This window comes from Nonomuraea sp. ATR24 (assembly GCF_041950485.1).
Taxonomy (GTDB): domain Bacteria; phylum Actinomycetota; class Actinomycetes; order Streptosporangiales; family Streptosporangiaceae; genus Nonomuraea; species Nonomuraea ceibae.
Genome location: NZ_JBGNUU010000023.1, coordinates 1 through 25,961, shown reverse-complemented (window position 1 = coordinate 25,961; position 25,961 = coordinate 1). Strand labels below are relative to the sequence as shown.

Sequence of the window (25,961 nt, the reverse complement as noted above, 5' to 3'; positions counted from 1 at the left end):
GGGCCTGACCTGTGAGACTGAAGCCTCAGAAGAAGCTCCCGCGATAGGACTCGAACCTATAACCTGCCGGTTAACAGCCGGCTGCTCTGCCGTTGAGCTACGCGGGATCGCGCTTGTGCGCCTGCCGGTGGGGCTTGGCCCCTCCGTCGTGCGCAGGAATAGATTAGCGCACTCCGGGAGTGCGTGTCGCATCGTCATCGGGGTAGGGCGGTGGGAGCGGAGGTGCGAAACATGCGATATCGAATGTCATTCGTCGCCGGTCTGGCGCTGGGCTACGTGCTGGGCAGCCGGGCGGGGCGCGAGCGTTACGAGCAGATCAAGCGCACGGCCCAGCGTGTGGCCGACAGCCCCCGGGTGCAGGAGGCCGCGGGGGTGTTCAACGCGCAGATGTCGAAGGTCGGCGGGATGGCCAAGGAGAAGATCAGCAACCGCCAGATGCCGTTCATGCACAAGCATGACCATGACGGCGATCGGGGCACCGGCTGGCCGGACGAGACGGTCGACCAGACGAAGACCGGAGCCGGACAGACCGGCATGCCCTACTAGCCGCCGCGTGGGCGTGTGGCGGCCGGATCGTCCGGGGTCACACGCCCATGCTGCGCCGCAGTCCTTCGAGGGCCTGCTCCGCCTGGGCGCGCAGCCCGGGGTCGTCGGGGTCCAGGCCGTCGTCGAACACGAGCGTCCAGCCCGTCACCTCCCCGCCCGGCCTGCGTCTGGCCACGAGCCGGACGCCGCCGCGGCCGGGCAGGTCGACGTGTTTGTTGACCACGATGGTGGCGTTGACGCGCTCGCGCACGGTCTCGGGCAGCAGCCCGGGCTCGGTGGTGCTCACCCGGTGGCGCTCGCCGCCGGTGGTGATCAGGTTGAGGCCGTTCTCGTCCCATGAGGCCCGGTCGACGTCCTCGTACGGGATCCGTCCCCCGCCGGGCAGGTGGAGCGCCAGCGTGGTGGCCACCAGGTAGCCGTCGCCGGACGGCGCGAACGTGAGCACCCGCTCCCCCGGCTCGGTCTCCAGGGACCGGCGGGCGTCGGCGGGCAGGCGGCGGAAGACTTTCATCCTTCCAAGGTATCGGCCAGGGCGTCGGCCAGCAGGTCGAGGGTGAGCGCCGCGCTCCAGGAGAAGTCGCGGCAGCCGCGCCCGCTGCCGTCGAACGGGTCGAAGCACTCGCGGAAGCCCGCCTGGCGGACCAGGCGCAGGGTGCCGTTGGTGAGCTGGCGGCCGAGCGCGTCGAGCGCGTGCACGCCGGCGGCGTGGCGCAGCAGCCAGTTGGTGTTCACCCAGGACGGCCCCCGCCAGTAGCGGGTGCGGTCGAACTGGGCGGCGCGGATCTCGCAGCTCGGCACCGGGTAGCCGGTGGCGCCCATGAAGCGGGCCGATTCGAGGATCTCGACGCAGGCGCGGAGCTGTTCGCCGGGCAGGCCGGGGTCGAGCAGCGGCCCGAACGCGCCGACGGTGCAGACCCGGATCAGCCTGTCGGCCCGCAGGTCGCGGGCGTAGAAGCAGCCGTCCCACAGGCGGTCGAGGAGCGCGTGCCTGATGCGGTCGGCGCGTTCGGCGTGCGGGGCGGGATCGGCGCCGGCCACCCGCGCGAGCTCGGTCATGGCGTGGCAGGAGGCGAGCCAGATCCCGTTGAACATCGGGTCCTCGATGGCGAACGGGTGCTCGTCGCGCAGGTATTCGGGCCGGTAGCCGCTGTCGCGGTAGCGCAGCGCCAGCCACACGTAGCGGTCGTGGTCGCTGTCGGGGTGCCGCTCGTCCAGGTCGAGGTTGCGGTAGCCGTAGCGGATCTCGGGGAGCGCGGCCAGCGGCTCGTCCCAGGCCGGGCTGTCGTCCATGCCCGACTCCCACGGGTGGACGATCGCGGCCAGGCCGGCGCCGCCCAGGTCGCGCGCCTCGGCGAGGTAGGCGTGCTGGGCGGCGAGCGCCGGGAAGGCCAGCCGGACGAGCGCGGCGTCGCCGGTGTGCCGGTAGAGCCACTGCAGGGCGAGCCCGTGCAGCGGCGGCGCGGTGAGCCCGGAGGTGAGCACGCGGGGCGCGGCCTCGTGGTCGTGGGAGCGCCACACCGCCGGGCCGGGGAAGTACGCCTCGGGCGTGTGGAAGACGATGTGCGGCAGCATGCCCGTCGACCACTGGCCCTGTAACAGGCTGAGGAGCTCGGCGCGGGCCCGTTCGGGGTGGTGGCGGGCCAGGCCGATCACCACGAACGCGGAGTCCCAGCTCCATTGGTGCGGGTAGAGGCCGGGCGCGGGCACGGTGGCGCTGCCCGTCCAGTTCGCCTCGAGCACGGACAGTGCCTCGCGCCCGAGGGCGGCGTCGTCGACCGCCGGCCGCGCCTCCATCAACCCACTATGCGCCGGAAGGCCCGCCGAAGCTACGCCCGGCTGAACCACTTCGAGGCGAGCATCACGGCGACGGCCACACCGCCGATGATGAGAACCCACTTGAGCACCCCGAACGCGAAGCCGAGCAGGGGGCCGACGAGGAAGAGTGCGGCGATGACCGCCAGAATGACCAGAAGAATTCGTCCCATGTCCATGACGGTACGAGATCATTTAAGCGAATTGCAGGCGTCAGGGGGTTCAATCAGGGACAAGTCAGGGACCACCCTTACTTCTGGAACCAATACTTCTGGAACCAACCGGTCAGACCCCCCGTTGTGCCGGTAGACGGCGGGGACCTGCTGCCACGGGAGCGTGATGAGCCTGGGACCACCGATGAGCAGGGAAGGCGCCGAGCACGCGCTGCGAACCCGGGCCGCCGAACGCGACCGCATCTCGGGTGACCTGCTCGACCTGGAGTCGCACACCACCTACCAGCTCCTCAAGGGAGCCTCCTTACGCGGCGCCACGCAGGCGCGCTGGTCGGCGGCGCTGGACGCGCTGGGCACGCTGTGGTCGCTGAACGACGCCTACCGGGCCGTGCTGCGGACCGCCGAGCAGGTCCGGGGCGAGCGCTCCCGGCTGGGCGGCGACCAGCTCGAACGGCTGACGGAGCTGCTGTCGGGGCCGTCGGTGGTGCTGAAGGCTCCGGCCAGGCCCGTCGAGCAGCGCTCGCTGTTACCCCAGGCGGACGAGCGGCTGACGCTGGACGAGACCGTGCTGCGGATGGACGCCGCCTTCCGGACCGCCACGGACGCGCTGACCGAGATCGACGCGGCGTGGACCGCGCTGCTGCCCCGCCTGGACGAGGCCGACCGCACGCTGCGCGACGTGCGCGAGCTGCACGGCCGCCTGGGCGAACCCGCCGACCTGACCTCCGCCGAGTCCGGCCTGGCCCGGCTGCGCGCCGCCGTGCTGGCGGACCCGCTGGACGCCGGGCCGGTCAAGCGGGAGCTGGACCCCCTCCTCCGCCGCCTGGCCGAGACCCGCGCCGGCCTGGAGCGGGCGGTGGCCGTCAAGGACGAGTACGCGACGCGCCGGGAGAACCTCGTGGCCGCCCTGGACGACGTACGCGCCGCCGAGAGCGAGGCCCGGCTGGCGCACGGCCGGGTCGTGGTGAAGATCGCGCTGCCCCCGCAGGCGCAGCCGCGCACCCGGGTGCCGGAGCTGGTGGCCGAGCTGGACGCGCTGGACGTGGCGGCGGGCGCCTGGGTGGAGCGGGCCGAGCGGCTGACCGGGCTGGAGGAGCGCGTCCGGCAGGCCGCCGCGCAGGCCAGGGCCACGGCGGCGGCGCTGGCCGGGCTGATCGGCCGGCGGGACGAGCTGCGCGGGCTGCTCGGCGCCAGCCAGGCGAAGGCGGCGCGCCAGGGCACGGTGGAGGACCCCGAGGCCCTGCGGCTGTACGAACGGGCGCGGCTGCTGCTGTGGACGGCGCCCTGTGACCTGACCGAGGCGGCCCAGGCCGTCGAGCTGTACAAGCGTGCGATCCACGGAGGTGGCCGATGACGTCCTGCGCTCAGCCCGGGTGCACGGGCACGATCGACGACGGGTACTGCGACCTGTGCGGTCACCCGGCGGCGGTCGCCACGGCGGCGGGGCCTGTCGTGTTCCCGGCGTCGCCCGCCACGGGCTCCGCCGCGCCGGCCGCCCTGTCCCAGCCCCTGACCGGCCCGCCGGGAGCCGTCAGCAGCCCCATGAGCGGGCCGGTGAGCGGCCCGATGAGCGGCGCCGTGACCTCTCCGGCGAGCAGCGGAAGGTCGCGGGCGGGCGTGGTGGCCGGGATCGCCGACCTGCCCTCGGCGCCCTACCGTGACCCGGCCAGCGCCGTCATGGCCGACCCGATGGTGCCCGAGAAGAACCGCTTCTGCGCCAACCCCGACTGCGGCCAGCCCGTCGGCCGCTCGCGCGACGGCAGGCCGGGCGTGGCCGACGGCTTCTGCCCCAACTGCGGCACCCGGTTCTCCTTCACCCCCAAGCTGGCCAAGGGCGACCTGGTGGCGGGGCAGTACCGGGTGCTGGGCTGCCTGGCGCACGGCGGGCTCGGCTGGATCTACCTGGCCGCCGACGAGAACCTGGACGGCCTGTGGGTGGTGCTCAAGGGCCTGCTCAACACCGCCGACGCCGAGGCGCTGGAGTCGGCCGAGGCCGAGAAGAAGTTCCTCACGATGGTCGACCACCCGAACATCGTCAACGTCTTCAACTTCCAGCGCTCCGGCGGCCTCGGCTACATCATCATGGAGTACGTCGGCGGCCAGTCCCTGCTGGACCTGCGCCGACAGGGGCCGCTGCCGCTGCGCGAGACGCTGATCTACGGCCGGGAGATCCTGCGCGCGTTCGCCTACCTGCACGAGCAGGGCCTGGTCTACTGCGACCTCAAGCCGGCCAACGTGATCCGGGTCGGCAAGCGGCTCAAGCTCATCGACCTCGGCGCCGTACAGCGGCTGGGGTCGCCGGCGGGCACCTCGTGGGTGACGGTCGGCTACCACGCGCCCGAGCTGGGGACGCAGCCGTCGTCGGTCTCCTCCGACCTCTACACGGTGGCCCGGACGCTGGCGGTGCTGGCCGTGCCCGGGTTCAGCCCGGCCAAGAACGGCGTGGCGATGCCGCTGCCCGACGACTGCGGGCACGAGTCGTTCACCAGGCTGCTGCGCCGGGCCACGGCGCCGGACCCGGCGGACCGGTTCCAGAGCGCCGAGGAGATGGAGGAGCAGCTCGTCGGCGTGCTGCGGGAGATCAGCGCCGCCGAGGAGGGCGTGCCGTACCCGGCTTCGTCCACGCTGTTCGGGCCGGAACGGCAGGCGGTGGGGGCGGGCCCGGCGGAGTCCGGCCGGCAGGTGTTCGACCCGCTGGACCCGGAGGAGGTCGCGGCGGCGCTGCCGGTGCCGCTGCTGGACCCGGCCGACCCGGCGGCGGGCGCGCTCGCGGGCCTGGCCGGGCGGCTGCCGGACGAGCTGCTGGCCCAGGTGTCGGCGATGGCGCCGACGCCCGAGACGCGGCTCACGCTGGCCAGGCTGCACGCCGAGAGCGGCTCGCCGCAGGCGTTCGCCGTGCTGGACGAGCTGGCCGGCGACCTGCCCGGCGACTGGCGCGTCACCTGGTACCGGGCGGTGGCGGGGCTCAGCACCGGCGACCTGCCGAGGGCGGTGGCGATGTTCGACGCGTGCGTGTCGCTGATGCCCGGCGAGATCGCGCCCCGGCTGGGGCTGGCCTACGCGCTGGAGCTGTCCGGCCGCCCGGAGGCGACCCGCTGGTACGAGAGCGTGTGGCGGACCGACCACTCCTATGTCGGTGCCGCGTTCGGGCTGGCCAGGACGGCGCGGGTGGACGTGCTCGACGAGGTGCCCGCCACTTCCAGCCACCACGTGCCGGCCCAGCTCGCGCTGGTCGCCGCCGCCGCCAGGACCGCCTCGTCCGGCCCGGACGAGGCGCGTGCCCTGGCCGGCGCCGCCGCCCGCCTGGACCGGCTGCCCGGCCTGGATCCACGCCGCCGCGACCTCCTGGCGGCCGAGGTCCTGCGCGCCGCCCTGACATGGCTCGGGACCGGCACGCCCGACCCCGCCCTGCGGCTGGCGGGCGCGCCCCTCACCGAACGGGACGTCCGGCGGCGGCTGGAGGCGATCTACCGCGGCCTGGCCGGCGGGGCCGCCTCCCGCCAGGAGCGGCACGCCCTCGTGGACCTGGCCAACGCCGTGCGCCCCCGGACGTGGGTATGAGCTGCCCGCTCTGCGAGGCGCCCGTGGTCGCCGGCGACGCGTTCTGCGAAACCTGCGGCCACCCGCTGACCTCCCCCGCCTGTACGTCCTGCGGCGCGGCGGCCGTGGACGCCGAGGGCTACTGCGAGCGCTGCGGCCTGCGCCAGCCCAGCGGGCGCGACCACGCCGAGCTCGAACTGCCCGGCGGCGCCGCCGGGATCACCGACCGCGGCCTGCGCCGCTCCCGCAACGAGGACGCCTTCGCCCTGGCCGTCATGGGCGGGCCGGTCCCCGTACCGGACTCGGCGCGGACCGTCCCGGTGCCGGCGGAGCCGCACGACGGCGGCCCTCCCGCGGTGGTCGCGGTCGTCTGCGACGGCGTCGGCAGCTCGCCGCGGGCCGACGAGGCGTCGGCCGCCGCCTGCGAGGCCGCCGCCGACGCCCTGACCAGGGGGCTGACCCACGAGGAGGCGTTCGCGCTGGCCGGCCGGGCGGTCGGCAAGCTCGCCACCTCCCCCGACGACGCCCCCGCCTGCACGTACGTGGCGGCGGTCGCCAGGCCCGACCGGGTGAGCATCTGCTGGGCGGGCGACTCGCGCGCCTACTGGCTGCCCGACGGCGTCATGCTGACCGAGGACGACGTCGCCCGCGGCGGCGAGATCACCGCCTGGCTCGGCGCCGACTACCCCGACGTGACGCCCAGGACCCGCGTCTTCACCCCGCCCGGCCCCGGCCTGCTGCTCGTGTGCAGCGACGGCCTGTGGCGCTACCTGAACGGCTACGACTTCCCCGCCGCCGGGACCCCGCTGGCCAGGGCCCGCCGGATGCTGCGCCACGCGCTCGACTCCGGCGGCCAGGACAACGTGACCATCTGCCTGATCCCTCTAGGAGGCACGCATGGGTGACCAGCCCACCTTCACGCTCCATGTCGACCAGAACAAGTACCTGCCGACCGACGGCCGCGAGGTGCACGCGGTGCTCACCGTGACGTCGTCGGGCGGCGCCCCGGCGGACGTGTCGGCCACCGAGGCCGCCGAAGTGATCATCGTGGACACGTCGGGCTCGATGAGCGGCAGCAAGATCCGTGACGCCAGGCAGGCCGCCGCCACCGCCGTGGAGACGTTGCGCGAGGGCGCGTACTTCGCGGTGATCTCGGGCACCGGCACCGCCAAGGTCGTGTACCCGGGCGGCGGCCGGCTCGTCCAGGCCAATCAGGCCACCCGGGCGGAGGCGATCCGGGCGATCGGCAAGCTGAGCGCCAGCGGCGGCACCGCGATCGGCGAATGGCTCAAGCTGGCCGGGAACCTGCTGTCGGCCCACCCGAACGCGGTGCGGCACGCCATCCTGATGACCGACGGCCAGAACAACGAGCGCGACTCGGTGTTCGAGTCGGTGCTGCAGGCGTGGAGCGGCAGGTTCACCTGCGACTGCCTGGGCATCGGCACCGACTGGAAGACCGGCGAGCTGCGCAAGGTCGCCGAGGCGCTGCTCGGCACCGTGGAGTTCGTCAGGAACCAGCACGAGCTGGAGGACTTCTTCCGCCGCATCATCCAGACCTCGATGAGCAAGACGGTGCCCGACCTGGCGTTGCGCCTGTGGGCGCCGCAGGGGGCGCGGCTCGTCTTCGTCAAGCAGGTCGTCCCCGAGCTGTTCGACCTGACGGCCAAGCGGGTCGAGGTCAACCCGCTGACCGGCGACTACCCGATCGGGGCGTGGGGCGCCGAGGAGCGCGAGTACCACGTCTGCATCGAGGTGCCGCCGGGACAGCCGGGCCAGGAGATCCGGGCCGGTTGGGTGAAGCTGGTGCGCCCCGACACCCAGGAGGAGTACGCCCGGGGCAACGTGCTCGCCCAGTGGACCGACGACTTGGCGCTGTCGACGCGGATCAACAACCGGGTCGCCCACTACACCGGCCAGGCGGAGCTCAACGACCTCATCCAGGACGGGCTCAGCGCCCGCGCCGCGGGCGACGTCGACGGGGCCACGGCCCGGCTGGGCCGGGCGATGAAGCTCGCCACCGAGTCCGGCCGCGAGGACACCGCCCGCCTGCTCAACAGGCTGGTCGAGGTCGACCCCGGCAGCGGTACGGCCAGGCTGCGCCGGAACGTGGACAAGGCGGACGAGATCGAGCTCGACACCGTGTCGGTCCGCACCAGCAGGCTGCGCAAGAGCGAGGAGGGCAGCTGATGGTGACCTGCCCGCAGGGCCACCAGTCGGACAGCGACGACTACTGCGACACCTGCGGCCTGCAGATCCAGGCCGCGGGCACCACCCCCGCCGCCGGCCGGCGCCCGTCCGAGCCTGCCTCCCCGTCCGCTCCCCCGTCCGCTTCTCCGGCCGCTTCTTCCGGTGGCGCCGGCGGGGCCGTGCCCGCCGAGCCCTGCCCGGTCTGCCAGACGCCGCGCGCCGGGCAGTTCTGCGAGCTGTGCGGCCACTCCTTCGCCGGCGGCGCCGCGCCCGCGCGCGGGCCGGTGACCGGCGGCGGGACCCGCTGGGAGGCCGTCACGGCGGCCGACCGGGCCTACTACGAGCAGGTGATCGCCCAGGGCGGCCCGGACGCCGGCTCCATCGCGTTCCCGCCGTACTGCCCGGAACGGTCCTTCCGGATGGCCGGCGAGCAGGTGCGCATCGGCCGCGAGAGCAAGGCCCGCGGCATCCGGCCGGAGATCGACCTGACCGGCCCGCCGTCCGACCCGGGCGTGTCGCACCTGCACGCGGTGCTGCTCGCCCAGCCGGACGGCTCCTGGACGCTCGTCGATCCCGGCTCCGCCAACGGCACCTACGTCAACGGCAAGCCCGTCACCGTGAACGTGCCCGTACCCGTGGGCCTGGGCGACCGCATCCACCTCGGCGCGTGGACGGTCATCACGATCAGGGAGGGCACGCCTTGACGATGACGCCCACCGCGCCCCCCGCCCCGCCCGCGCCGCCGCCGGTCGCGCCCGCCGCGCCCGCCCGGCAGGCCGCGCCCGCGCCCGCGCGGCGCGGCGTGCCCGGCCGGATCCGGCTCCTGACCGGCGTCGCGGCCGCGGCGCTGGCGCTGCTGTTCGGCGCGATCGCGGCGGGCGGCGCGACCGCCGGCGAGGGCCTGCGGGTGATCGGCCGCGACGCCGGTCCCCAGGTCGTCACCACCGCCGGGCTCTACTTCGGGCTGAGCGACATGGACGCGCAGATCGCCGACGTGCTCGTGATGGGCAGCGGCGACGACGCCCGCCGCCAGGCCGCCATCAAGCGGTACGAGCAGCAGCGCACGATGGCGAACCAGGCGCTGCTGAAGGCGTTCGAGCTGGCCGGGGACGACCCGGCCGAACGGCGCACGATCGAGTCGGTGCTCGACGGGCTGGCCCGCTACGAGCGGCTGGCCGCGCGGGCGCTGCTGCTCGACGAGCAGTCCGGGCACGCCGCCGGCCCGCCGCCGTCCGGGGTGGTGGCCGTCTACCGGGAGGCCACGGACCTGATGCGCCAGGTGCTGCTCCCGCAGGCGTACAACCTGACGCTGGAGAGCGGCACGATCGTGCGGCGCACCTACGACGAGACGGCGGTGACGCTGCCGCTCCTGCGGGTGGCGGTGGTGGCGGCCGGGCTGCTGGCCATCGGCTGCCTGGCGTGGCTGCAGGTCTTCCTGGCGCGGCGGTTCCGCCGGATCCTCGGCCCGGCGCTGCTGGCCGCCACCGTGGTGACGCTGGCGGCGACGGTGGCCGGGGCGTCGGCGCTCCAGCAGGACGCCGACCACCTGCGCACGGCCAAGGAGGAGGGCTTCGACTCGATCGTCACGCTCGCCAAGGCCCGCGCGATCGGCAACAGCATGCAGGGCGACCAGAGCCGGTTCCTGCTCGACGAGGAGCGGGCCGACACCTACGAGCACACCTACCTGGACAAGGCGCAGCGGCTGCTCTATCTCGAAGCGGGCAACCTGGGCGGCTACCACGCGGCCGTCGCCGGGCGCGACGAGGACTACCGGGGCATGCTGGGCCGCCAGCTCGGCGGCGACCGGGGCCGGGCCGCGCTCGACGCCTGGGCCAGGTTCCAGCGGACGGACGCGACCCTGCGCGCGATGGCGAGCGGGGACCGGCCCGGCGCGGCCGTCGCCTCCCGCCTCGGCTCGGTGCGCGACGCGTTCGACGCCTACGACAAGGAGCTGGTGACGCTCGCGGCCCGGCACCAGGCGGTCTTTGAGCGGGCGGTCGGCGCGGGCCAGTCCGCGCTGGACAACCTGTGGCGGCTGCTCCCGTTCGCGATCGGCGGCATCGGCGTGCTGCTCGTCGCCGGGGTGTGGCCACGTCTGAAGGAGTACCGATGAAGCGGCTGCTGCCCGCGGTCCTGGCCGTGATCGCGATGCTCGCCGCCTCGTGCGGCCTGGCCGGTGACGGCGCGGAGAGCGTCCTGGACAAGGACCGGCTGGTCATCGGCGTGCGCCCCGACCTGCCGCTGGTGGGCTTCCGCAAGGCCGACGGCTCGTTCGAGGGGTTCGACGTCGAGGTGGCCCGCTACATCGCCGGGAAGCTCGGCAAGGAGGCCGAGCTCATCGGCGTGCTGGCCGACGACCGGGACGACGTGCTGGTCGACGGCAAGGCCGACCTGGTCGTGGCCACGTTCACGATCAGCCAGGACCGCAAGGACACCGTGCTGTTCGCGGGCCCGTACCACATCTCCTACCAGGACATCCTGGTGCGGCCGGACGAGAACGGCATCCGCAACGTGCGCGACCTCCGGGGCCGGCGCATCTGCGAGGTGACGGGCTCCAACGCGGCGCGGCGCGTGGTGGAGGAGCGCAAGGTGGCGGCGCGGGTGCTGCCGTTCAAGGACTACGCGGCCTGCATGACGGCGCTGAAGGGCCGCCAGGTCGACGCCATCACCACCAACGACGTCATCCTCGCGGGCCTGGCCAAGCAGAGCGGCGGCGGGCTGCGCCTGGTCGGCACCCAGTTCAACGAGCAGCGCACCGGGGTCGGGCTGCGCAAGGGCGACGTGGCCGGCTGTGAGGAGGTCAACCGGGCGATCATCGACATGTACCAGGACGGGACCGCCGCGCGGCTGCTGGAGAAGTGGTTCGGGGGCACCGGGCTGGTCGTCGACCGGGTCGCCGTGCCGCAGTTCGAGGGATGCTCGTAGAACGTTGGTGCTCCAGCCGGGCGTCTCCGCGAGATCGGTCACCATGAGTGGGCAATCTGTAGCGGAGAGTCGTCCCCGGAAAGGAACACCGCTTCATGCACCTGTTCACCCGAACCTCCCTCACCGCCGCCGCGCTCGTCTGCGGCTCCCTGGCCCCGGCCGTCCTCGCGGCCGCGCCGGCCCTGGCCGCGCCCGCGGGCAACGCGCCCGAGTGCGTGGCCGTCTGGGAGACCACCGGCCGCGTCACCAAGACCGGCTACGCGCGCAACGACTGCGACAGGCGGCTGCGCCTGAAGATCGTCTGGGCGCGTGGCACCGACGGCTCCTGCTACACCGTCGACCCCGGTCAGACGATCTCGTCCCAGGTGCCGCGCGGCATCCGGACCTTCGACGGCGCCAACAGCTGCTGACATGCCTCGGGCCGGCGCCCCGCGGGACGCCGGCCCGAGCGGCCTCACCTGTCAGTCGAGGTAGTCGCGCAGCATCTGCGCCCTGGTCGGGTGGCGGAGCTTGGCGAGGGTCTTCGACTCGATCTGCCGGATGCGCTCCCGCGTGACGCCGAACTCCCTGCCCACCTCCTCCAGCGTGCGGGGATGCCCGTCGGCCAGGCCGAAGCGGAGCTGGATGATGCGCTGCTCGCGGTCGGACAGCGTCGCCAGGATGTCGTCGAGCTGGTCCTGCAGCATGATGAAGGCCGCGGCCTCCATCGGCACCACCGCGTCGGAGTCCTCGATGAAGTCGCCGAGGTCGGAGTCCTCCTCACCGATGGGAGACTGCAGCGACACCGGCTCCTGGGCGATCCGCTGGATCTCCACGACCCGGTCGACCGGCAGGTCCATCTCCGCGGCGATCTCCTCGGGCGCCGGCTCGCGGCCGAGGTCCTGATGGAGCTGGCGCTGCACCCTGACGAGCTTGTTGATGGTCTCCACCATGTGCACGGGAATGCGGATGGTCCGCGCCTGGTCGGCGATCGCCCGGGTGATCGCCTGGCGAATCCACCAGGTGGCGTAGGTGGAGAACTTGTAGCCCTTGGTGTAGTCGAACTTCTCCACGGCGCGGATCAGGCCGAGATTGCCCTCCTGGATGAGGTCCAGGAAGAGCATGCCGCGCCCGACATACCTTTTCGCTATCGACACCACGAGCCGCAGGTTCGCCTCGATGAGGCGCTGCTTGGCCCGGGTGCCCTGCCAGACGAGCTCCCTGAATTCCGGGAAGGCCAGACGCGAGACCCCGTTGCCGAGCTTGTCCTCGGCGAACAGGCCGGCTTCGATCGACTTGGCGAGCTCCACCTCCTCTTCGGCCGTCAGCAGGGGCACGCGGCCGATCTCCCGCAGGTAGATGCGGACCAGATCGCTGGTCGGCGCGCGCTTGCCTACGTCTTCCTCATCGGCGCGGGGGGTCTCCTCGTCGCCCTGGGGCTCGAGGACCTCCACACCGTTCTCGGCGAGCATCCGCACGACGCGTTCCAGCGCGTCGGACGGGAGCTCGGATCGGTCGAGCGCGGCTGCGACGTCATCGACGGTTACGCTTCCGCGCTCCCTTCCCTTCGCGACGAGGTCCGCCACCTGGTCTACGGATGGCGGTCCACTTGACAGCACCGATGCACCCACGGGAGACAGTCTGCAGTATTGGTTCCATAAAATGGCAGACCCATTTTTGGCACTGAAGGTAAGGCCGTCACCCTTACGGAATTGAGATCCCTTCAATGTTTAGCCGGAGTTTGATCAGGAAAGTAAAGTCAATTACGCGTTACGGATTGCGTGCCCGGTGTCCCCCCAGGCCGGGCACCGTGGTCTGCCTGCCCGGACACCTCCGGGCGATTCCCACTCAACCACCCGGATTTACCGTGGTAAAAGGATCTTTCAACTTCCGGCGGCGCGATCACGCAGGACGCGGCGCTGCTGCTCCAAGGCGACCAGCTCGCCGAACAGCCGGTTGTACTCCTGCTGCTCGTCGACCGGATTGAGCCGCTGGATGCGCGACTTCACCTGGGCGATGGCGCGGTCTACCGCGGTGGCCTCGATGGCGGCCAGCATGGCGGCGGCGTAGCGCTCCTCGGCGTGGGAGTCGGCCTGGATCGCCTCCACCGCGAACCGGGTGACCAGCGCGCGGGCGCCCTCGGCGTGGGCGTGCTCCACCAGCCGGTCGACCCACGCGCGCCCGCCGGGCCCGGCCGCGGCCAGCCCGCCCGCCGCCACGATGACCTGGTGCAGCGCCAGGTGGTCGGGAGCGGTGAACGCCTGCTGGTCGAGCGCGTCGAAACGCGGCCCCAGCAGCGCGGGCCGCTGCACCGCCAGCTTGAGCAGCTCGGCCTCCACCCGCACGTGCGGGTCGACGGGCGCGGGCCTGGGGGCGCGCTGGGGGCGGCCCTGCTGCGTCTGGGCGGCGTCGGCGATGCGCTGGATGACGAACCGCTCGTCCATGAAGCCCAGCCACCGGTCGAGGTCGATCGCGTAGCGCTTGCGCAGCCCGGCGTCCTTGATCCCGGCCACGATGGGCGCCGCCGCGTCGAGCGCCGCGATCTTGCCCTCGTTGCTGCGCAGGTCGTAGCGGGAGATCGTGCTGCGGATGGCGAACTGGAACAGCGGCTCGCGCCCGGCGATCAGGTCGCGCACCGCCGCGTCGCCCTGCTTGATCCGCAGGTCGCACGGGTCGAGCCCGTCAGCCTGGACCGCCACGTACGTCTGGGTGACGAACTTCTGGTCGTCGGCGAACGCGCGCAGCGCCGCCTTCTGGCCCGCCGCGTCGCCGTCGAAGGTGAACACCACCTCGCCGCGGAACTCGGCCTGGTCGAGCAGGAACCGGCGCAGGATCTTGATGTGCTCCTCGCCGAACGAGGTGCCGCAGGTCGCCACCGCCGTCGGCACCCCGGCCAGATGGCAGGCCATCACGTCGGTGTAGCCCTCGACGATGACCGCCTGGGCGCGCTTGGAGATCTCGCGCTTGGCCAGGTCGAGGCCGTAGAGCACCTGGCTCTTCTTGTAGAGCGGCGAATCGGGGGTGTTGAGGTATTTGGGGCCGTCGTCGGCGTCGATCAGCTTGCGCGCGCCGAACCCGATCACGTCGCCGGTGGCGTCGCGGATCGGCCAGATCAGCCGCCCCCGGAACCGGTCGATCGGGCCGCGCCTGCCCTGCTTGGCCAGGCCGCCCTTGACGATCTCGTCGGCGCTGAAGCCGCGCGCCATCAGGTGGCGGGCCAGCGCCTCCCACTCGTTGGGCGCGTAGCCCACGCCGAACAGCTCGGCGTCGGCCCGCTCGAAGCCCCGCTCGGACAGGAACCGCCGCCCGGCGGCCGCGTCGGGGCCGAACAGTTTGTCGGCGTAGAACTCGGCGGCGACCTTGTGCGCCTCGATCAGCCGCGCCCGCTCCCCGTGGTCGCGGCGCGGCACGTAGCCGCCCTGCTCGTACTGCAGCTGGATGCCGGCGCGCTGCGCCAGCCGCTCGACGGCCTCGCCGAACGACAGGTGCTCGATCTTCTCGACGAACGTGATCACGTCGCCGCCCTCGGAGCAGCCGAAGCAGAAGAACATCCCGCGCTCGGGGGTGACGTTGAACGACGGGCTCTTCTCGTCGTGGAAGGGGCACAGGCCCTTGAGATTGCCCCCGCCGGCGTTGCGCAACTGGATGTGCTCGCCGATCACGTCGGCGATGGGGGAACGCTCGCGTACGAGCGCGATGTCGACATCACGGATCCGGCCAGCCACGCGGTGAGTCTATTCGGCTCCCCCGACAGACTCTCACCGACGGGCGACCCCACAGCGGGCACCTCCGGATGAACCTCCGGATGAGGGGACGGCATCCGTCACACTCTTCCCTCCGAGGGCAGACAGCATCCGATAGCGGAAAAGCTGTTATGGGAACGCCCCCCGTCGGCTACAAAGGTAAAGGCTGGGGTCGGATACGGTGACGCGGGTGGAGATCATGCGGAGCACACGGTGGGTGGCGGCGACGGCTGCCCTGCTCGCGGTCGCCGCGTGCAGCCCGGCGACCGGCGTCGCCGGGGTCAGCGCGCGGACGCCGGCCTCGCCCGGCACGTCCGGCGCGCCGAGCTCGCCGGGCACGGGCGGCTCGGCGGCCGTGACCGCGACGATCCCGCCGCCGACGCCCGAGCGGCAGGCGTCGGTGCGCGCCCCCGAGGGCGACGACCCGGTACGGGTGCCGCCGCCCAAGCTGTCGAAGTACACCTACACGTTCCCGGTCAGGGGCTGCCGGGTGAGCTACCAGCGCAGGCTCCTGGTGCTGCCCAAGACGACGATCTGGGCGGCCGAGGGGTGCGCGTTCGTGGCGCCGGTCGGCGGCGTCGTGGACGAGGTCAACACGCGCAACCGCTGGCTGCCGTCCACCGACGCGGGCGCGCACCGGGAGGGCCGCTTCGTCACGATCATCGGCGACGACGGCGTCCGCTACCTGGGCGGCCATCTCGACAGCGTCGCCGACGGGATCAGGCCGGGCGTCCGCGTCTCCGGCGGCCAGGTGCTGGGCACGGTGGGCAACTCGGGCAACGCCCGCACCACCGGGCCGAACCTCTACTTCGCGATCTCCTGGAAGACCGGGCCGTCGCTGTGGTGGGTGCGCCGGGGCATGGTCGAGCCGTGGGACTACCTGGACGCCTGGCTGTCGGGCAACCGCACGCTGTCGCCCCGGCAGGAGACGCTGGCGATGCGCGCCAGGCTGGGCGAGTCGCCGCGCTGCACGGTCCTGTGTACGTCGAAGAAGGCGCCGAAGACCACGAAGTCGCCCAAGCCGGACGACGACCCGTTCACGCTCAACCCGACGGGCAACCCGGCCACCATGCAGTGACGCGGGTCAGCGGCTGAGCCGCCGGTGCCAGCCGACGGCGGAGGTGTCGGTGAGCGAGGCGATCTGGTCGATGACGACCCTGACGCGGGCCTTGTCGTCGGGCGCCGCCAGGAAGGCGGGCCGGAAGGCGGGCTCCAGCGTGCCGGGGGCGCCGAGCGTGATCAGCGAGGCCAGCTCGGTGATCAGGTCGCGCTGCCTGGCCTGGGTGGCGTGGTGGTCGTCGGTGGTCATCACGTAGTGGGCGGTGATGCCCTTGAGCAGGGCGCACTCCAGCCGGGTGGTCTCCGGGACGAGCAGGTCGGCCCGGTGGCGGGGCCCGTACGCGCCGATGGTGGCGCTCTGCGCGGCGCGGCAGAAGCGGCCGATGAGGCCGCTGGTGAGGGCCTTGAGCCCGGCCAGGTCGGCGAACGTGGCCGCGAACCGGCGCGGCCACAGCGGCTCGGCCACCAGGGCGGCGAAGACCTCCTCCAGCTCGCCGAGGTCGGCGCCGGGCGCGTACCAGGTGCGGGTGATCTCGCACACCTGCCTGCGCTCGGCGGGCGAGCGGAGCGCCTCGGGGGTGACGTGGCCGGAGTGCAGCGCGTCCTCCAGGTCGTGCACCGAGTAGGCGACGTCGTCGGCCCAGTCCATGATCTGGGCCTCGAAGCTGACGCGGCCCTCGGGGGCGCCTTCCCTGATCCAGCGGAAGACGGGCAGGTCGTCGTCGTAGACGCCGAACTTGGCCGACCGGTCGCGGGTCCAGGGGTATTTGACGGAGGCGTCGAGGGCGGCCCTGGTCAGGTTGAGCCCGGCGCTGGTGCCGTCGGCGGCGATCACCTTGGGCTCCAGGCGGGTGAGCAGGCGCAGGCTCTGCGCGTTGCCCTCGAACCCGCCGCAGCCCTCGGCCAGGGCGTTGAGCGCGACCTCGCCGTTGTGGCCGAACGGCGGGTGGCCCAGGTCGTGCGCGAGGCAGGCGGTCTCGACCAGGTCGGGGTCGACGCCGAGGGTGGCGCCCATCTCCCTGCCGACCTGGCCGCACTCCAGCGAGTGGGTCAGCCGGGTGCGCGGGACGTGCTGGCCGACGCCGAGCGTCTCGCCCGGCCCGACGACCTGGGTCTTGGCGGCCAGCCTGCGGAGCGCGGAGCTGTGCAGGATGCGGGCGCGGTCGCGCTCGAACGGGCTGCGCTCGGGGTTGCCGGGCGGCTCCGGGACCCATCGGGCCTGATCGTGCGTGTCGTAGGCGGCCATAAGTGCAGTGATTTTATCCAGATTCCGGACTCCGCTAGTGTCAAGCCTCGCGAGAACCCCCTTCCCCGGGAGCCCTCCCCTCATGACGACTGCGTTCCGGGCCGTGCTGGCCTTCACCCTGCTCGCCGGCTTCTACGTGCTGGTGGGCTCGGTCGTGACGGCGGCGCTGGTGTTCGACGTGCTGCTCGTCGTCGACTTCCACGCCAACGGGCTGCGCGCGGCGATCGTGCTGACGCTCGCCGCCGCCGCGCTCGTGCAGGCGCTGGTCATGGTGAGCCGGCGGCCGGGCGGTGAGGAGCCGGGCGTGGCGGTGTCGCGCGAGCACGAGCCGGTGCTGTGGCAGACGGTCGAGGACCTGGCGCGGCGGGTGCGCACCGCGCCGCCCGACGAGATCCGCCTGGTGCCGGAGGTGAACGCGGCCGTGGCGGAGGACACCCGCTTCCTCGGCCTGGTGGCGACGCGGCGGCGCATGTACGTCGGGCTGCCGCTGCTGCAGACGCTGACGGTCGACGAGATGCGCGCGGTGCTCGGGCACGAGCTGGGCCACTACAGCGGCTCCCACACCCGGCTGGGCGCGCCGGTCTACCGGGGGCGCGTCTCGCTCATCGCGACCGTGGGGCACCTGGGCCGCCATCCGATCATCCAGAAGGTGTTCGCCGCCTACGCCAAGCTCTACCTGCGCATCTCCCAGGCGGTCTCGCGCCGGCAGGAGCTGGAGGCCGACCAGCACGCGGTCGCGATCGGCGGCCGGCAGGCGATGGCGCAGGCGCTGCGCAAGATCCACCACACGGCGATCGCGTGGGACCTCTACACCGAGGGCTACCTGGCGCTGACGGGGGCGGGCGGGTGCCGGCCCGCGGCGGTGTTCGGCGGCTTCTACTCGCTGCTGAACGATCCGGCCAGGCAGGCCGAGCTGACGCGGCTGGGCGAGCGGCCTCAGGAGACGTCCCCGTACGACTCCCATCCGAGCCTGGCCGAGCGGCTGGCGGCGATCGAGCTGCTGCCGGAGCCCGAGCACGTGCCGGACCCGCGTTCGGCGCTGACGCTGCTGCGCGACGCCAACGTGGCCGCGCACGCCGTCGAGGAGTCGATGTGGACGCCGAAGGCGCTGGCGGAGCTGCGGCCGGCGTCGTGGGACGAGCTCGTCGCCGAGGGCATGTACGCGGTCCGCAACGCGGGCGCGCTGCACGACCTGGCGACGGCCGGCGGGCAGGTCATGGGGGCGAACCGGCCCTACCTGGACGCGGCGTTCGAGGCGATCGCGCGGGGCCGCCAGGCCGAGCTGGAGGAGCGGCTGCGCGCCTCCGGCTGGGAGTCCGAGGGGCCGGTGCTGGCCACCGTGCTGCGGCTGGCCCTGGAGGCGGTGCTCATCCAGCACGGCCAGGCCCGCTGGTCGCTGTCGTGGGCGGGCCCCGCCCGGCTCCTCTACGACGACGGCGAGGAGGCGGCGCTGGCCGAGTACGCGGCCCAGGTCGCCGCCAGCCCGGCCGCCGTCGCCGGGCTGCGCGCCTGGCTGGGCGACCAGGGCGTGCCCCACGACTACGTGCCGCCGGGCGCCGAGCAGCCGGCGCCCGTGGCGGCGGTATGAGGGCCCGCTAGCGCGAGTCGGAGTCGCTGCCTCTCAGCGCCGCGCGGCCCGCCTCCAGGCGGGCCACCGGGATGCGGAACGGCGAGCAGGAGACGTAGTCGAGCCCGGTGTCGTGGCAGAAGTGCACCGAGTCCGGGTCTCCCCCGTGCTCGCCGCAGATGCCGACCTTGAGCCCGGGCCGGGCCGCCCGCCCCTCCTGCACCGCCAGCGCCACCAGCCTGCCGACGCCGTCGCGGTCGAGCGTCTCGAACGGCGACACGCCGAAGATGCCCAGCTCCAGGTAGCGGGAGAAGAACGCGGCCTCCACGTCGTCGCGGGAGAACCCCCAGGTCATCTGGGTGAGGTCGTTGGTGCCGAAGGAGAAGAACTCGGCGGCCTCGGCCACCTGCCCGGCGGTGAGCGCGGCCCTCGGGGTCTCGACCATGGTGCCGATCAGGGCCTCCACGCCCGCCTCCGCGAGGATCGCGGCGGCCTCCTCACGGACGGCCTCCAGCTCCTGTACGGCGGCGACCAGCGGGATCATGATCTCCGGCCTGGCCCCCGGCACCTCGCGGGCCGCCTGGGCGATCGCCCGGACCTGCATGGCGAACAGCCCGGGGATGACCAGGCCGAGCCGTACGCCGCGCAGCCCGAGCATCGGGTTCTGCTCGTGCAGCCTCTTGACGGCGGCCAGCAGGGCGCGGTCCTTGTCCGTGGCCTGGCCCGTGGCGTCCTTGACCGACAGCGCCACCATGTCGGGCAGGAACTCGTGCAGCGGCGGGTCGATGAGCCGGATCGTCACCGGCAGGCCGTCCATCGCCCGGAAGATCTCCGCGAAGTCGGCCTTCTGGAGCGGCTCCAGCGCGTCGAGCGCGGCCTTGCGCTCCTCGTCGCCGGAGGCGAGCACCAGGTCCTCCACGAGCTGCCTGCGCTCGCCCAGGAACATGTGCTCGGTGCGGCACAGCCCGACGCCCTCGGCGCCGAAGCGGCGGGCGCGGGCCGAGTCGTCCGGGGTGTCGGCGTTGGCCCGCACGCCGAGGCGGCGCACGGAGTCGGCGTGCCGCATGATCCGGTCGACGGCGCGGACGAGGTCGTCGTCGGACTGGTCCCCGCTGCCCGCCGAGCCCTCGAAGTACTCCACCACGGCCGAGTCGACGACGGGCACCTCGCCCAGGTAGACCTCGCCGCTGGTGCCGTCGATGGAGATCACGTCGCCCTCGGACACCACGACGCCGCCGGGGGCGGTGAAGCGGCGCTCGTCCACGGACACCTCCAGCTCCTCCGCGCCGCACACGCAGGTCTTGCCCATGCCGCGGGCCACCACGGCGGCGTGGGAGGTCTTGCCGCCGCGGCTGGTCAGGACGCCGCGGGCGGCGATCATGCCGGACAGGTCGTCGGGGTTGGTCTCGCGGCGGACCAGGATGACGTCCTCGCCCCGGGCGGCCAGCTCGACGGCGCGTTCGGAGGAGAAGACGGCCTGGCCGACGGCCGCGCCCGGCGAGGCGTTCATGCCTTTGGCGATCTTCTTCTTCTCGGCGCCGCCGTCGAAGCGCGGGAACATGAGCTGGGCGAGCTGGTCGCCGGTGACGCGGGTGACGGCCTCGTCCATCGTGATGAGGCCCTGGTCGACGAGCTGGGTGGCGATGCAGAACGCGGCGGCGGCGGTGCGCTTGCCGACCCGCGTCTGCAGCATCCACAGCTTGCCGCGCTCGATCGTGAACTCGATGTCGCACAGGTCCCGGTAGTGGTTCTCCAGCTTCTCCATGATCGCCAGCAGCTCGTCGTACGAGCGCTTGTCGAGGCGTTCGAGGTCCTGGAGCGGGATCGTGTTGCGGATGCCGGCGACCACGTCCTCGCCCTGGGCGTTCTGCAGGTAGTCGCCGTAGATGCCCTGTCTGCCGGTGCCCGGGTCGCGGGTGAACGCGACGCCCGTGCCGGAGTCGTCGCCGCAGTTGCCGAACACCATCGCCACGATGTTGACGGCGGTGCCGAGGTCGGCCGGGATGCGCTCCTGGCGGCGGTAGAGGATGGCGCGCGGCGCGTTCCAGGAGTCGAAGACGGCCATGACGGCCAGCCGCATCTGCTCGCGCGGGTCGGCCGGGAAGTCGCGGCCGGTCCGCTCGCGCACGATGCCCTTGTACGTCTCCACCAGGCCCTGGAGCTCGCCCGCGTTCAGGTCGGTGTCCTGGCGGTCGCCCTTGAGCGCGTCGAGCGCGTCCTCGAACAGCTCGCCGTCGATGCCGAGCACGGTCTTGCCGAACATCTGGATGAGCCGCCGGTAGGAGTCCCAGGCGAAGCGCTCGTTGCCGCCCGACTGCTTGGCCAGGCCGTGCACGGACTCGTCGTTGAGCCCGATGTTGAGCACCGTCTCCATCATGCCGGGCATCGAGAACTTGGCCCCGGAGCGGACGCTCACCAGCAGCGGGTCGTCGGCCTGGCCGAGCTTGCGGCCCATGCCGGCCTCCAGCGCGCTCAGGTGCGCGGCGACCTCGTCCTCCAGGCCGTCGGGCAGGGCGCCCTCGGCGAGGTAGTGGCGGCACGCCTCCGAGGTGATCGTGAACCCCGGAGGGACGGGCAGCCCCAGGTTGGTCATCTCGGCGAGGTTGGCTCCCTTGCCGCCGAGGAGATCTTTGAGATTCCTGTTGCCCTCGGTGAAGTCGTAAACGTACTTGGCCACCACAGCTCCAATCAACGCTTCTGTCCGGGACTCTACCGGCGAAATAGATGATGAAACTGCACCCTTAGGATAAACCACTGTTTTGCCTGGTCAACACCGAAACAGAGGTCTAATCCACTCAATATTCAGCAAGCTTCGACAATTGGTTTATACCAATGGTTCAAACCAATTCCGAAGAGGTTTCCGCGTACCCGAGCGGATTGGGGGGCGCGGAACCACGCCCTTTACAACCCGGCCTGACTGGAGCAGCGTGACTGTTCAGCCCCGTCCCCGCGATCCCACGGTGACCGGCGGCTGGGATCCTCGGCCCCGTGCTTTCCACGACACGCCGACTGACGGCCGCCGTCTGCCTGGCGGGAGCGGTCGCCTGCGCAGCCACGACCCCCCAGTCCGGGGAGCTCTTCCACATGACCGTGCTGCGTCCCGGCGACTGCATCGCCGAGATCTACGGCGACCTGACGGCGACGCTCGTGCCGTGCGGGCTGCCGCACGCCGCCGAGTTCTCCTCCATGTACGTGCTCCCCGAAGGCCCGTGGCCCGGCGAGACCGAGGCGATGCGCAAGTCCAGGGCCTGGTGCGCCGACAAGATGCGGGTCCTCCCGGACAAGCGGCACCTCGTGGAGGCCACCGCCGTACTCCCGCTGGAGCACGAGTGGCCGCGCCACCGCACCGCCTACTGCATCGCCGTGCCGCGCAAGGGCGAGCTGGTCGGGCGGGTGCTCAAATGAGCGGGTCCGCCTCCGGCGCCGGGCCCGGCGCGCCGTCCCGCGCCGGCAGCCACAGGACGAACGTCGACCCCCGGCCCACCTGCGAGAACACCGCCACCCTGCCGCCGTGCGACTCCACGATCTGCCGGACGATCGCCAGGCCCAGGCCGGTGTGGCGGTCCCTGCGGCTCGCCTCGCCGCGCCAGAACCGGTCGAACACCCGGGCCTGGTCGGCCGCCTCCAGCCCGGGCCCGTCGTCGCGCACCGCCACCCACAGCCACCCGCCGTCCGCCCCGGAGCCCCGCCGCTCCCTCCCGTGGCCGGCCTCCCGCCCCCGTGCCGACGGGGGCCCGGCGGAGGTGGAAAGGGTTTCGGCGGCCGTCCACGGGGCGCCCCAGCGGCCGGCGGCGACGCGGACCCGGCCGCCCGGCGGGGAGAGCCGCACCGCGTTGGACAGCAGGTTGGCCACCGCGCGCCGCAGCGCGTCCTGGTCGCCGGTCATCTCCAGCCCCGGCGTCAGCTCGCGGGTGATGGTGAGCGAGCGGGCCGAGGCCAGCGCCGCGTACTCCTCGCACGCCTCCCCCGCCACCCGCGCCAGGTCCAGGTCCGTGTCGGCGAAGGCGGTGCCCTGCCGCCTGGCGCTGGCCAGCAGGTCCTCCACCAGCCGCGTCATCCGGGTCGTCGCCCGGTCCACGACGGCGACCGCGCGGGCCCGCTCCTCGTCGCTGGCCTCCGGCGACAGCAGGACGGCGTCCACGTTCGCCCGGATGATCGTCAACGGGCTGCGCAGCTCGTGGGAGGCGTCGTCGATGAGCTGCCGCTGCGCCCGGAACGCCTCCTCCAGCCGGTCGAGCATGGTGTCGATGGTGTCGGCGAGGTCCTTCAGCTCGTCGTTCGGGCCGCCGAGCGTGATCCGCCGGGTCAGGTCGGTCGCCTGGATCTCCTCGGTCGTCCGGGTGATGGACCGGACCGGCCGCAGCACCCGCCCCGACAGCATCCAGCCGATGCCGAGACTGGCCAGGAACAGCGCGCCGAGCGTGTAGAGGGAGTAGTCGCGCAGCGTGTCCATCGTCCGCACGTTGATCGCGTTCTCCACCTCCTCCATGAGGACCACTTCCCGCTTGCCGATGTACTCGCCGTTGCGGAACGCCTTGGCGACCTCGGTCGCGTACCCCCGCTGCTCGGTCGTGCGCGAGACGGCGAGGTAGATGCCGCCGAGCACCAGCGCCGCCAGCAGGAACAGCAGCCCGGAGTAGAGCACGGTGAGCCGGAACCGGATGGTGTGGATCATGTGGGCTCCTTGAGCCGGTATCCCCGGCTGATCACCGTCTCGATGAGCCCGTCCGCCTGGAGCTTGCGGCGCAGGTTGCCGACGGTCACCCGCACGGTGTTGGTGAACGGGTCGGCGTGCTCGTCCCAGACGTGTTCGAGCAGTTCCTCGCTGGAGACGACGTGGCCGGGCCGCGTCATCAGGTAGTGCAGCACCCCGTACTCCTTGGGGGTGAGCGCCAGCGCCCGGCCGCCCAGCGACACCTCCATCCTCGCCGTGTCGATCCGCAGCAGCCCGACTTCGAGGACGGAGGTGCCGCCGGTGTCCCTGCGGAGCAGCGCCCGGACCCTGGCCAGCAGTTCGGGGAAGGCGAACGGCTTGACCAGGTAGTCGTCGGCGCCCTCGTCGAGCCCGCGCACGCGGTCGTCCAGCCGGTCGCGGGCGGTGACCATGATGATGCGCACGTCGTTGCCCGCCGCCCGCGCCGCCCGGCACAGCTGGAAGCCGTCGCCGCCGGGCAGGTTGAGGTCGAGCAGCACCAGGTCGTAGCCGTTCACCTGGAGCTTCTCCTGCGCCGCCGGGGCGTCGAAGGCGACGTCCACGGCGTATCCGGCCCGGACCAGGCCCACGCGCAGCGCGTCGACCAGGTCCTCCTCGTCCTCGACCACCAGCAATCGCATGCCTGGACCCTAATTTCGGATGATGCGTTCCGCGATGGGCGCGGCGCGGTCGATCGGGATGGCGAAGCCGATGCCGATGTTGCCGCCGCCCCGGTCCGCCGCGATGGCCGTGTTCACGCCGACGACCTCGCCCCGGGCGTTGACGAGCGGGCCGCCGGAGTTGCCGGGGTTGATGGAGGCGTCCGTCTGCACGGCGGTGCGGGCCGAGCCGCCCAGCCTGACCTCGCGGTCCAGGGCGCTGACGATGCCGGCGGTGACGGTGCCGGACAGGCCGAGCGGCGAGCCGATGGCGAGCACCTGCTCGCCGACGGCCAGGGCGGCGGAGCGGCCGAGCGTCGCGGGCGGCAGCCCGGCGGCGCCGTCGACGCGCAGCACGGCCAGGTCCTCGTCGTCGTCGGCGCCGAGCACCCGGGCCGCCAGCCTGCGGCCGTCGCCGAGCACCACGGTCACCTCGCTCTCACCGCGTACGACGTGCGCGTTGGTGAGGACGTGGCCCCGGCCGTCCACCACGAACCCGGAGCCGCCGCCGCGCCGCAGCTCGATCGAGACGACGCTGGGGAGCACGCGGGCGGCGGTGGCGCTCATCCCGGCCAGGCTGCCCGCCGGGGCCGGGGCGGCCCTGGGCAGCGCGGCCGCGGCGGGCGGCTCGCTCCCGGCGAACACCGCCGCGCCGGCCAGACCGGCCGCGCCGCCGGTGACCGCCGCGACGAGCACGGCGGCGAGCAGCAGACGACCGCCCCGAGGCGGCGCGGCCGGCCCGGCCATCGCCCGCACGCCCGGCGTGACCGCCGGGGCCGGGCGGGTCAGGGGCGGGGTGACGAACTCCGGCCCGCTGGGCCGGCCGAGCCCGATCACGGCAGCCTCGCGAACCAGAGCATCGAGGCCCCGGCGGCCAGCAGCCCCAGGACCAGGGCCGCCGCCACGAACCACTGCCAGATCTCCTGCCGTTCGGTCCGGTAGCCGACCGACGTGCCGATGTCCTCGTAGACCGCCTGGAGCTCGTCGCCGCTGGCCGCCTCGTAGAAGCCGCCCCCGGCGGTCTCGGCCAGCTCCCGCAGGGCGGGGCCGTCCACCGGGACCGGCACCTGGCGGCCCTGCAGCTCGATGACGCCGCCCTGGGTGCCGTAGGCGATGGTGGTGACGGGCACGCCGCGCGCGGCCGCCTCCCGCGCGGCCTCGGCGACCGTCCTGCCGGTGGTGCTGGAGCCGTCCGACAGCAGCACGATGTGCGCGGGCGGCGCCTCCTCCTGGCTGTCGAGGGCGGCGATCGCCTCCAGCGACGACAGGACGGCCTCGCCGATGGCGGTGCCGGCGGACGTGGACAGCCGGTCGAGCGCGGTCAGCACCGCCTGCCTGTCGGTGGTGGGCGGGACCGCCACGGACGCGTCCGACGAGAACGCGACCAGGCCCAGGTTGAACCGCTCCGGCAGCCCGTCCACGAACTGCCGGGCCGCCTGCCGGGCGGCGGTGAACCGGTCCGGCGACACGTCGGTGGCCTCCATGGACGCGGACACGTCGAACGCCACCATGATCGTCGCGCGTTCCCTGGGCACCCGGACCTCGGCCGTCGGCCTGGCGAACCCGACGACCAGCAGCGCGAACACGCCGAGCAGCAGCGCGGCCGGCACGTGCCGCCGCCATCCGGGCCCGCGCGGGGCCACCTTGTCGAGCAGGTCCAGGTTGGTGAACCGGACGGCGTACGCGCTGCGCCTCGCCTGCGTCACCAGGTACGCGACCGCGAGCAGGGCGACGGGCGCCAGGAGCAGCAGCCACATCGGCGAGAGCAGCGTCACCGGCCCCCACCCCCCGGTGACAGCGCTCCGGCGACACCGGGCGCGGCGGGCGCGGCG

At 73.1% G+C, this 25,961-nt stretch carries 23 protein-coding genes and 1 tRNA gene; 12 read left to right on the top strand and 12 right to left on the bottom strand.

Going from position 1 to position 25,961, the window contains the following annotated elements; translation table 11 throughout:
- Positions 1-35: 35 nt before the first annotated feature.
- Positions 36-107, bottom strand: a tRNA-Asn gene (locus ACBI99_RS37735).
- Between the two features lie 124 nt (positions 108-231).
- Between ACBI99_RS37735 and ACBI99_RS37730 the strand changes: the two genes are divergently transcribed.
- Positions 232-546: a YtxH domain-containing protein gene (locus ACBI99_RS37730; protein WP_219518294.1), complete on the top strand. Its 315-nt coding sequence runs from the start codon at positions 232-234 to the stop codon at positions 544-546.
- A gap of 37 nt (positions 547-583) precedes the next feature.
- Here the strand turns inward: ACBI99_RS37730 and ACBI99_RS37725 are convergent, their stop codons facing one another.
- Genes ACBI99_RS37725 through ACBI99_RS37715 form a run of 3 tightly spaced genes read right to left on the bottom strand, consistent with a single transcriptional unit; the run spans position 584 to position 2,531 of the window.
- Entirely contained in the window at positions 584-1,057 is a 474-nt protein-coding gene (locus tag ACBI99_RS37725) for a hypothetical protein (protein WP_219518295.1), read from the bottom strand.
- Complete coding sequence (locus ACBI99_RS37720) at positions 1,054-2,340, bottom strand: hypothetical protein (protein WP_364175004.1); 1,287 nt, start codon at positions 2,338-2,340, stop codon at positions 1,054-1,056. The genes ACBI99_RS37725 and ACBI99_RS37720 overlap by 4 nt, the downstream gene beginning before the upstream one ends.
- 32 nt (positions 2,341-2,372) lie before the next feature.
- Positions 2,373-2,531 carry a hypothetical protein gene (locus ACBI99_RS37715; protein WP_219518299.1) on the bottom strand — a complete coding sequence of 53 codons (159 nt, stop codon included), beginning with the start codon at positions 2,529-2,531 and terminating at the stop codon, positions 2,373-2,375.
- Between the two features lie 184 nt (positions 2,532-2,715).
- Between ACBI99_RS37715 and ACBI99_RS37710 the strand changes: the two genes are divergently transcribed.
- The 8 genes from ACBI99_RS37710 (at position 2,716) to ACBI99_RS37675 (ending at position 11,593) form a co-directional block, all read left to right on the top strand.
- A complete protein-coding gene (locus ACBI99_RS37710) occupies positions 2,716-3,885 on the top strand; it encodes an FUSC family protein (protein WP_219518300.1) in 1,170 nt (389 codons plus the stop codon).
- The gene (locus ACBI99_RS37705; RefSeq protein WP_219518301.1) at positions 3,882-6,092 is read left to right on the top strand and encodes a serine/threonine-protein kinase; all 2,211 of its coding nucleotides are present in this window, start codon (positions 3,882-3,884) and stop codon (positions 6,090-6,092) included. The genes ACBI99_RS37710 and ACBI99_RS37705 overlap by 4 nt, the downstream gene beginning before the upstream one ends.
- Complete coding sequence (locus ACBI99_RS37700) at positions 6,089-6,976, top strand: PP2C family serine/threonine-protein phosphatase (protein ID WP_375074660.1); 888 nt, start codon at positions 6,089-6,091, stop codon at positions 6,974-6,976. The genes ACBI99_RS37705 and ACBI99_RS37700 overlap by 4 nt, the downstream gene beginning before the upstream one ends.
- Complete coding sequence (locus ACBI99_RS37695) at positions 6,969-8,258, top strand: VWA domain-containing protein (RefSeq protein WP_219518303.1); 1,290 nt, start codon at positions 6,969-6,971, stop codon at positions 8,256-8,258. The genes ACBI99_RS37700 and ACBI99_RS37695 overlap by 8 nt, the downstream gene beginning before the upstream one ends.
- Positions 8,258-8,962 carry an FHA domain-containing protein gene (locus tag ACBI99_RS37690; protein WP_357591943.1) on the top strand — a complete coding sequence of 235 codons (705 nt, stop codon included), beginning with the start codon at positions 8,258-8,260 and terminating at the stop codon, positions 8,960-8,962. The genes ACBI99_RS37695 and ACBI99_RS37690 overlap by 1 nt, the downstream gene beginning before the upstream one ends.
- A complete protein-coding gene (locus ACBI99_RS37685; protein WP_375074659.1) occupies positions 8,959-10,371 on the top strand; it encodes a hypothetical protein in 1,413 nt (470 codons plus the stop codon). Before ACBI99_RS37690 ends, ACBI99_RS37685 begins: the two co-directional genes overlap by 4 nt.
- Entirely contained in the window at positions 10,368-11,183 is an 816-nt protein-coding gene (locus tag ACBI99_RS37680) for a transporter substrate-binding domain-containing protein (protein WP_375074658.1), read from the top strand. Before ACBI99_RS37685 ends, ACBI99_RS37680 begins: the two co-directional genes overlap by 4 nt.
- Before the next feature lie 95 nt (positions 11,184-11,278).
- Entirely contained in the window at positions 11,279-11,593 is a 315-nt protein-coding gene (locus ACBI99_RS37675) for a hypothetical protein (protein ID WP_219509550.1), read from the top strand.
- 51 nt (positions 11,594-11,644) lie between these two features.
- Here the strand turns inward: ACBI99_RS37675 and rpoD are convergent, their stop codons facing one another.
- Positions 11,645-12,748, bottom strand: a complete 1,104-nt coding sequence (rpoD, locus tag ACBI99_RS37670) for an RNA polymerase sigma factor RpoD (protein ID WP_308125969.1) — start codon at positions 12,746-12,748, stop codon at positions 11,645-11,647.
- Positions 12,749-13,045: 297 nt separating this feature from the next.
- Positions 13,046-14,887, bottom strand: a complete 1,842-nt coding sequence (gene dnaG / locus ACBI99_RS37665) for a DNA primase (protein WP_219509548.1) — start codon at positions 14,885-14,887, stop codon at positions 13,046-13,048.
- A gap of 217 nt (positions 14,888-15,104) precedes the next feature.
- Here dnaG and ACBI99_RS37660 point away from each other — a divergent pair, with 217 nt between their 5' ends.
- Positions 15,105-15,983 carry a peptidoglycan DD-metalloendopeptidase family protein gene (locus tag ACBI99_RS37660; RefSeq protein ID WP_357585066.1) on the top strand — a complete coding sequence of 293 codons (879 nt, stop codon included), beginning with the start codon at positions 15,105-15,107 and terminating at the stop codon, positions 15,981-15,983.
- 6 nt (positions 15,984-15,989) lie between these two features.
- Here the strand turns inward: ACBI99_RS37660 and ACBI99_RS37655 are convergent, their stop codons facing one another.
- Positions 15,990-17,210, bottom strand: coding sequence for a deoxyguanosinetriphosphate triphosphohydrolase (locus tag ACBI99_RS37655; protein WP_219509546.1), 1,221 nt, complete (start codon positions 17,208-17,210; stop codon positions 15,990-15,992).
- Between the two features lie 82 nt (positions 17,211-17,292).
- Between ACBI99_RS37655 and ACBI99_RS37650 the strand changes: the two genes are divergently transcribed.
- Entirely contained in the window at positions 17,293-18,798 is a 1,506-nt protein-coding gene (locus ACBI99_RS37650) for a M48 family metallopeptidase (RefSeq protein ID WP_357585068.1), read from the top strand.
- A gap of 7 nt (positions 18,799-18,805) precedes the next feature.
- Here the strand turns inward: ACBI99_RS37650 and ppdK are convergent, their stop codons facing one another.
- On the bottom strand, positions 18,806-21,454 hold the full coding sequence (gene ppdK / locus ACBI99_RS37645) for a pyruvate, phosphate dikinase (RefSeq protein WP_375074657.1): 2,649 nt from the start codon (positions 21,452-21,454) through the stop codon (positions 18,806-18,808).
- A gap of 311 nt (positions 21,455-21,765) precedes the next feature.
- On the opposite strand from ppdK, the gene ACBI99_RS37640 reads away from it, so the two are divergent.
- A complete protein-coding gene (locus ACBI99_RS37640; protein ID WP_357585070.1) occupies positions 21,766-22,182 on the top strand; it encodes a hypothetical protein in 417 nt (138 codons plus the stop codon).
- Here the strand turns inward: ACBI99_RS37640 and ACBI99_RS37635 are convergent.
- The 4 genes from ACBI99_RS37635 to ACBI99_RS37620 all read right to left on the bottom strand — a co-directional run.
- Entirely contained in the window at positions 22,175-23,452 is a 1,278-nt protein-coding gene (locus ACBI99_RS37635) for a cell wall metabolism sensor histidine kinase WalK (protein WP_219509542.1), read from the bottom strand. The two genes, ACBI99_RS37640 and ACBI99_RS37635, sit on opposite strands and share 8 nt — an antisense overlap.
- Positions 23,449-24,111: a response regulator transcription factor gene (locus ACBI99_RS37630; RefSeq protein WP_219509541.1), complete on the bottom strand. Its 663-nt coding sequence runs from the start codon at positions 24,109-24,111 to the stop codon at positions 23,449-23,451. The genes ACBI99_RS37635 and ACBI99_RS37630 overlap by 4 nt, the downstream gene beginning before the upstream one ends.
- 9 nt (positions 24,112-24,120) lie before the next feature.
- Positions 24,121-24,966, bottom strand: a complete 846-nt coding sequence (locus ACBI99_RS37625; protein WP_219509540.1) for a S1C family serine protease — start codon at positions 24,964-24,966, stop codon at positions 24,121-24,123.
- A partial coding sequence (locus tag ACBI99_RS37620) for a VWA domain-containing protein (RefSeq protein ID WP_375074656.1) occupies positions 24,963-25,961 on the bottom strand: 999 nt, incomplete at its 5' end. The genes ACBI99_RS37620 and ACBI99_RS37625, both read right to left, overlap by 4 nt.

Bases quoted from the DNA above. Each gene is read 5' to 3' on its own strand.
- ACBI99_RS37650 (WP_357585068.1), top strand. From the start codon at position 17,293: ATGACGACTGCGTTCCGGGCCGTGCTGGCCTTCACCCTGCTCGCCGGC.
- ACBI99_RS37680 (WP_375074658.1), top strand. From the start codon at position 10,368: ATGAAGCGGCTGCTGCCCGCGGTCCTGGCCGTGATCGCGATGCTCGCC.
- ACBI99_RS37660 (WP_357585066.1), top strand. From the start codon at position 15,105: ATGCGGAGCACACGGTGGGTGGCGGCGACGGCTGCCCTGCTCGCGGTC.
- ACBI99_RS37695 (WP_219518303.1), top strand. From the start codon at position 6,969: ATGGGTGACCAGCCCACCTTCACGCTCCATGTCGACCAGAACAAGTAC.
- ACBI99_RS37730 (WP_219518294.1), top strand. From the start codon at position 232: ATGCGATATCGAATGTCATTCGTCGCCGGTCTGGCGCTGGGCTACGTG.
- ACBI99_RS37720 (WP_364175004.1), bottom strand. From the start codon at position 2,340: ATGGAGGCGCGGCCGGCGGTCGACGACGCCGCCCTCGGGCGCGAGGCA.
- ACBI99_RS37655 (WP_219509546.1), bottom strand. From the start codon at position 17,210: ATGGCCGCCTACGACACGCACGATCAGGCCCGATGGGTCCCGGAGCCG.
- ACBI99_RS37715 (WP_219518299.1), bottom strand. From the start codon at position 2,531: ATGGGACGAATTCTTCTGGTCATTCTGGCGGTCATCGCCGCACTCTTC.
- ACBI99_RS37675 (WP_219509550.1), top strand. From the start codon at position 11,279: ATGCACCTGTTCACCCGAACCTCCCTCACCGCCGCCGCGCTCGTCTGC.
- ACBI99_RS37700 (WP_375074660.1), top strand. From the start codon at position 6,089: ATGAGCTGCCCGCTCTGCGAGGCGCCCGTGGTCGCCGGCGACGCGTTC.
- ACBI99_RS37710 (WP_219518300.1), top strand. From the start codon at position 2,716: ATGAGCAGGGAAGGCGCCGAGCACGCGCTGCGAACCCGGGCCGCCGAA.
- ACBI99_RS37705 (WP_219518301.1), top strand. From the start codon at position 3,882: ATGACGTCCTGCGCTCAGCCCGGGTGCACGGGCACGATCGACGACGGG.
- ACBI99_RS37725 (WP_219518295.1), bottom strand. From the start codon at position 1,057: ATGAAAGTCTTCCGCCGCCTGCCCGCCGACGCCCGCCGGTCCCTGGAG.
- ACBI99_RS37690 (WP_357591943.1), top strand. From the start codon at position 8,258: ATGGTGACCTGCCCGCAGGGCCACCAGTCGGACAGCGACGACTACTGC.
- ACBI99_RS37635 (WP_219509542.1), bottom strand. From the start codon at position 23,452: ATGATCCACACCATCCGGTTCCGGCTCACCGTGCTCTACTCCGGGCTG.
- ACBI99_RS37630 (WP_219509541.1), bottom strand. From the start codon at position 24,111: ATGCGATTGCTGGTGGTCGAGGACGAGGAGGACCTGGTCGACGCGCTG.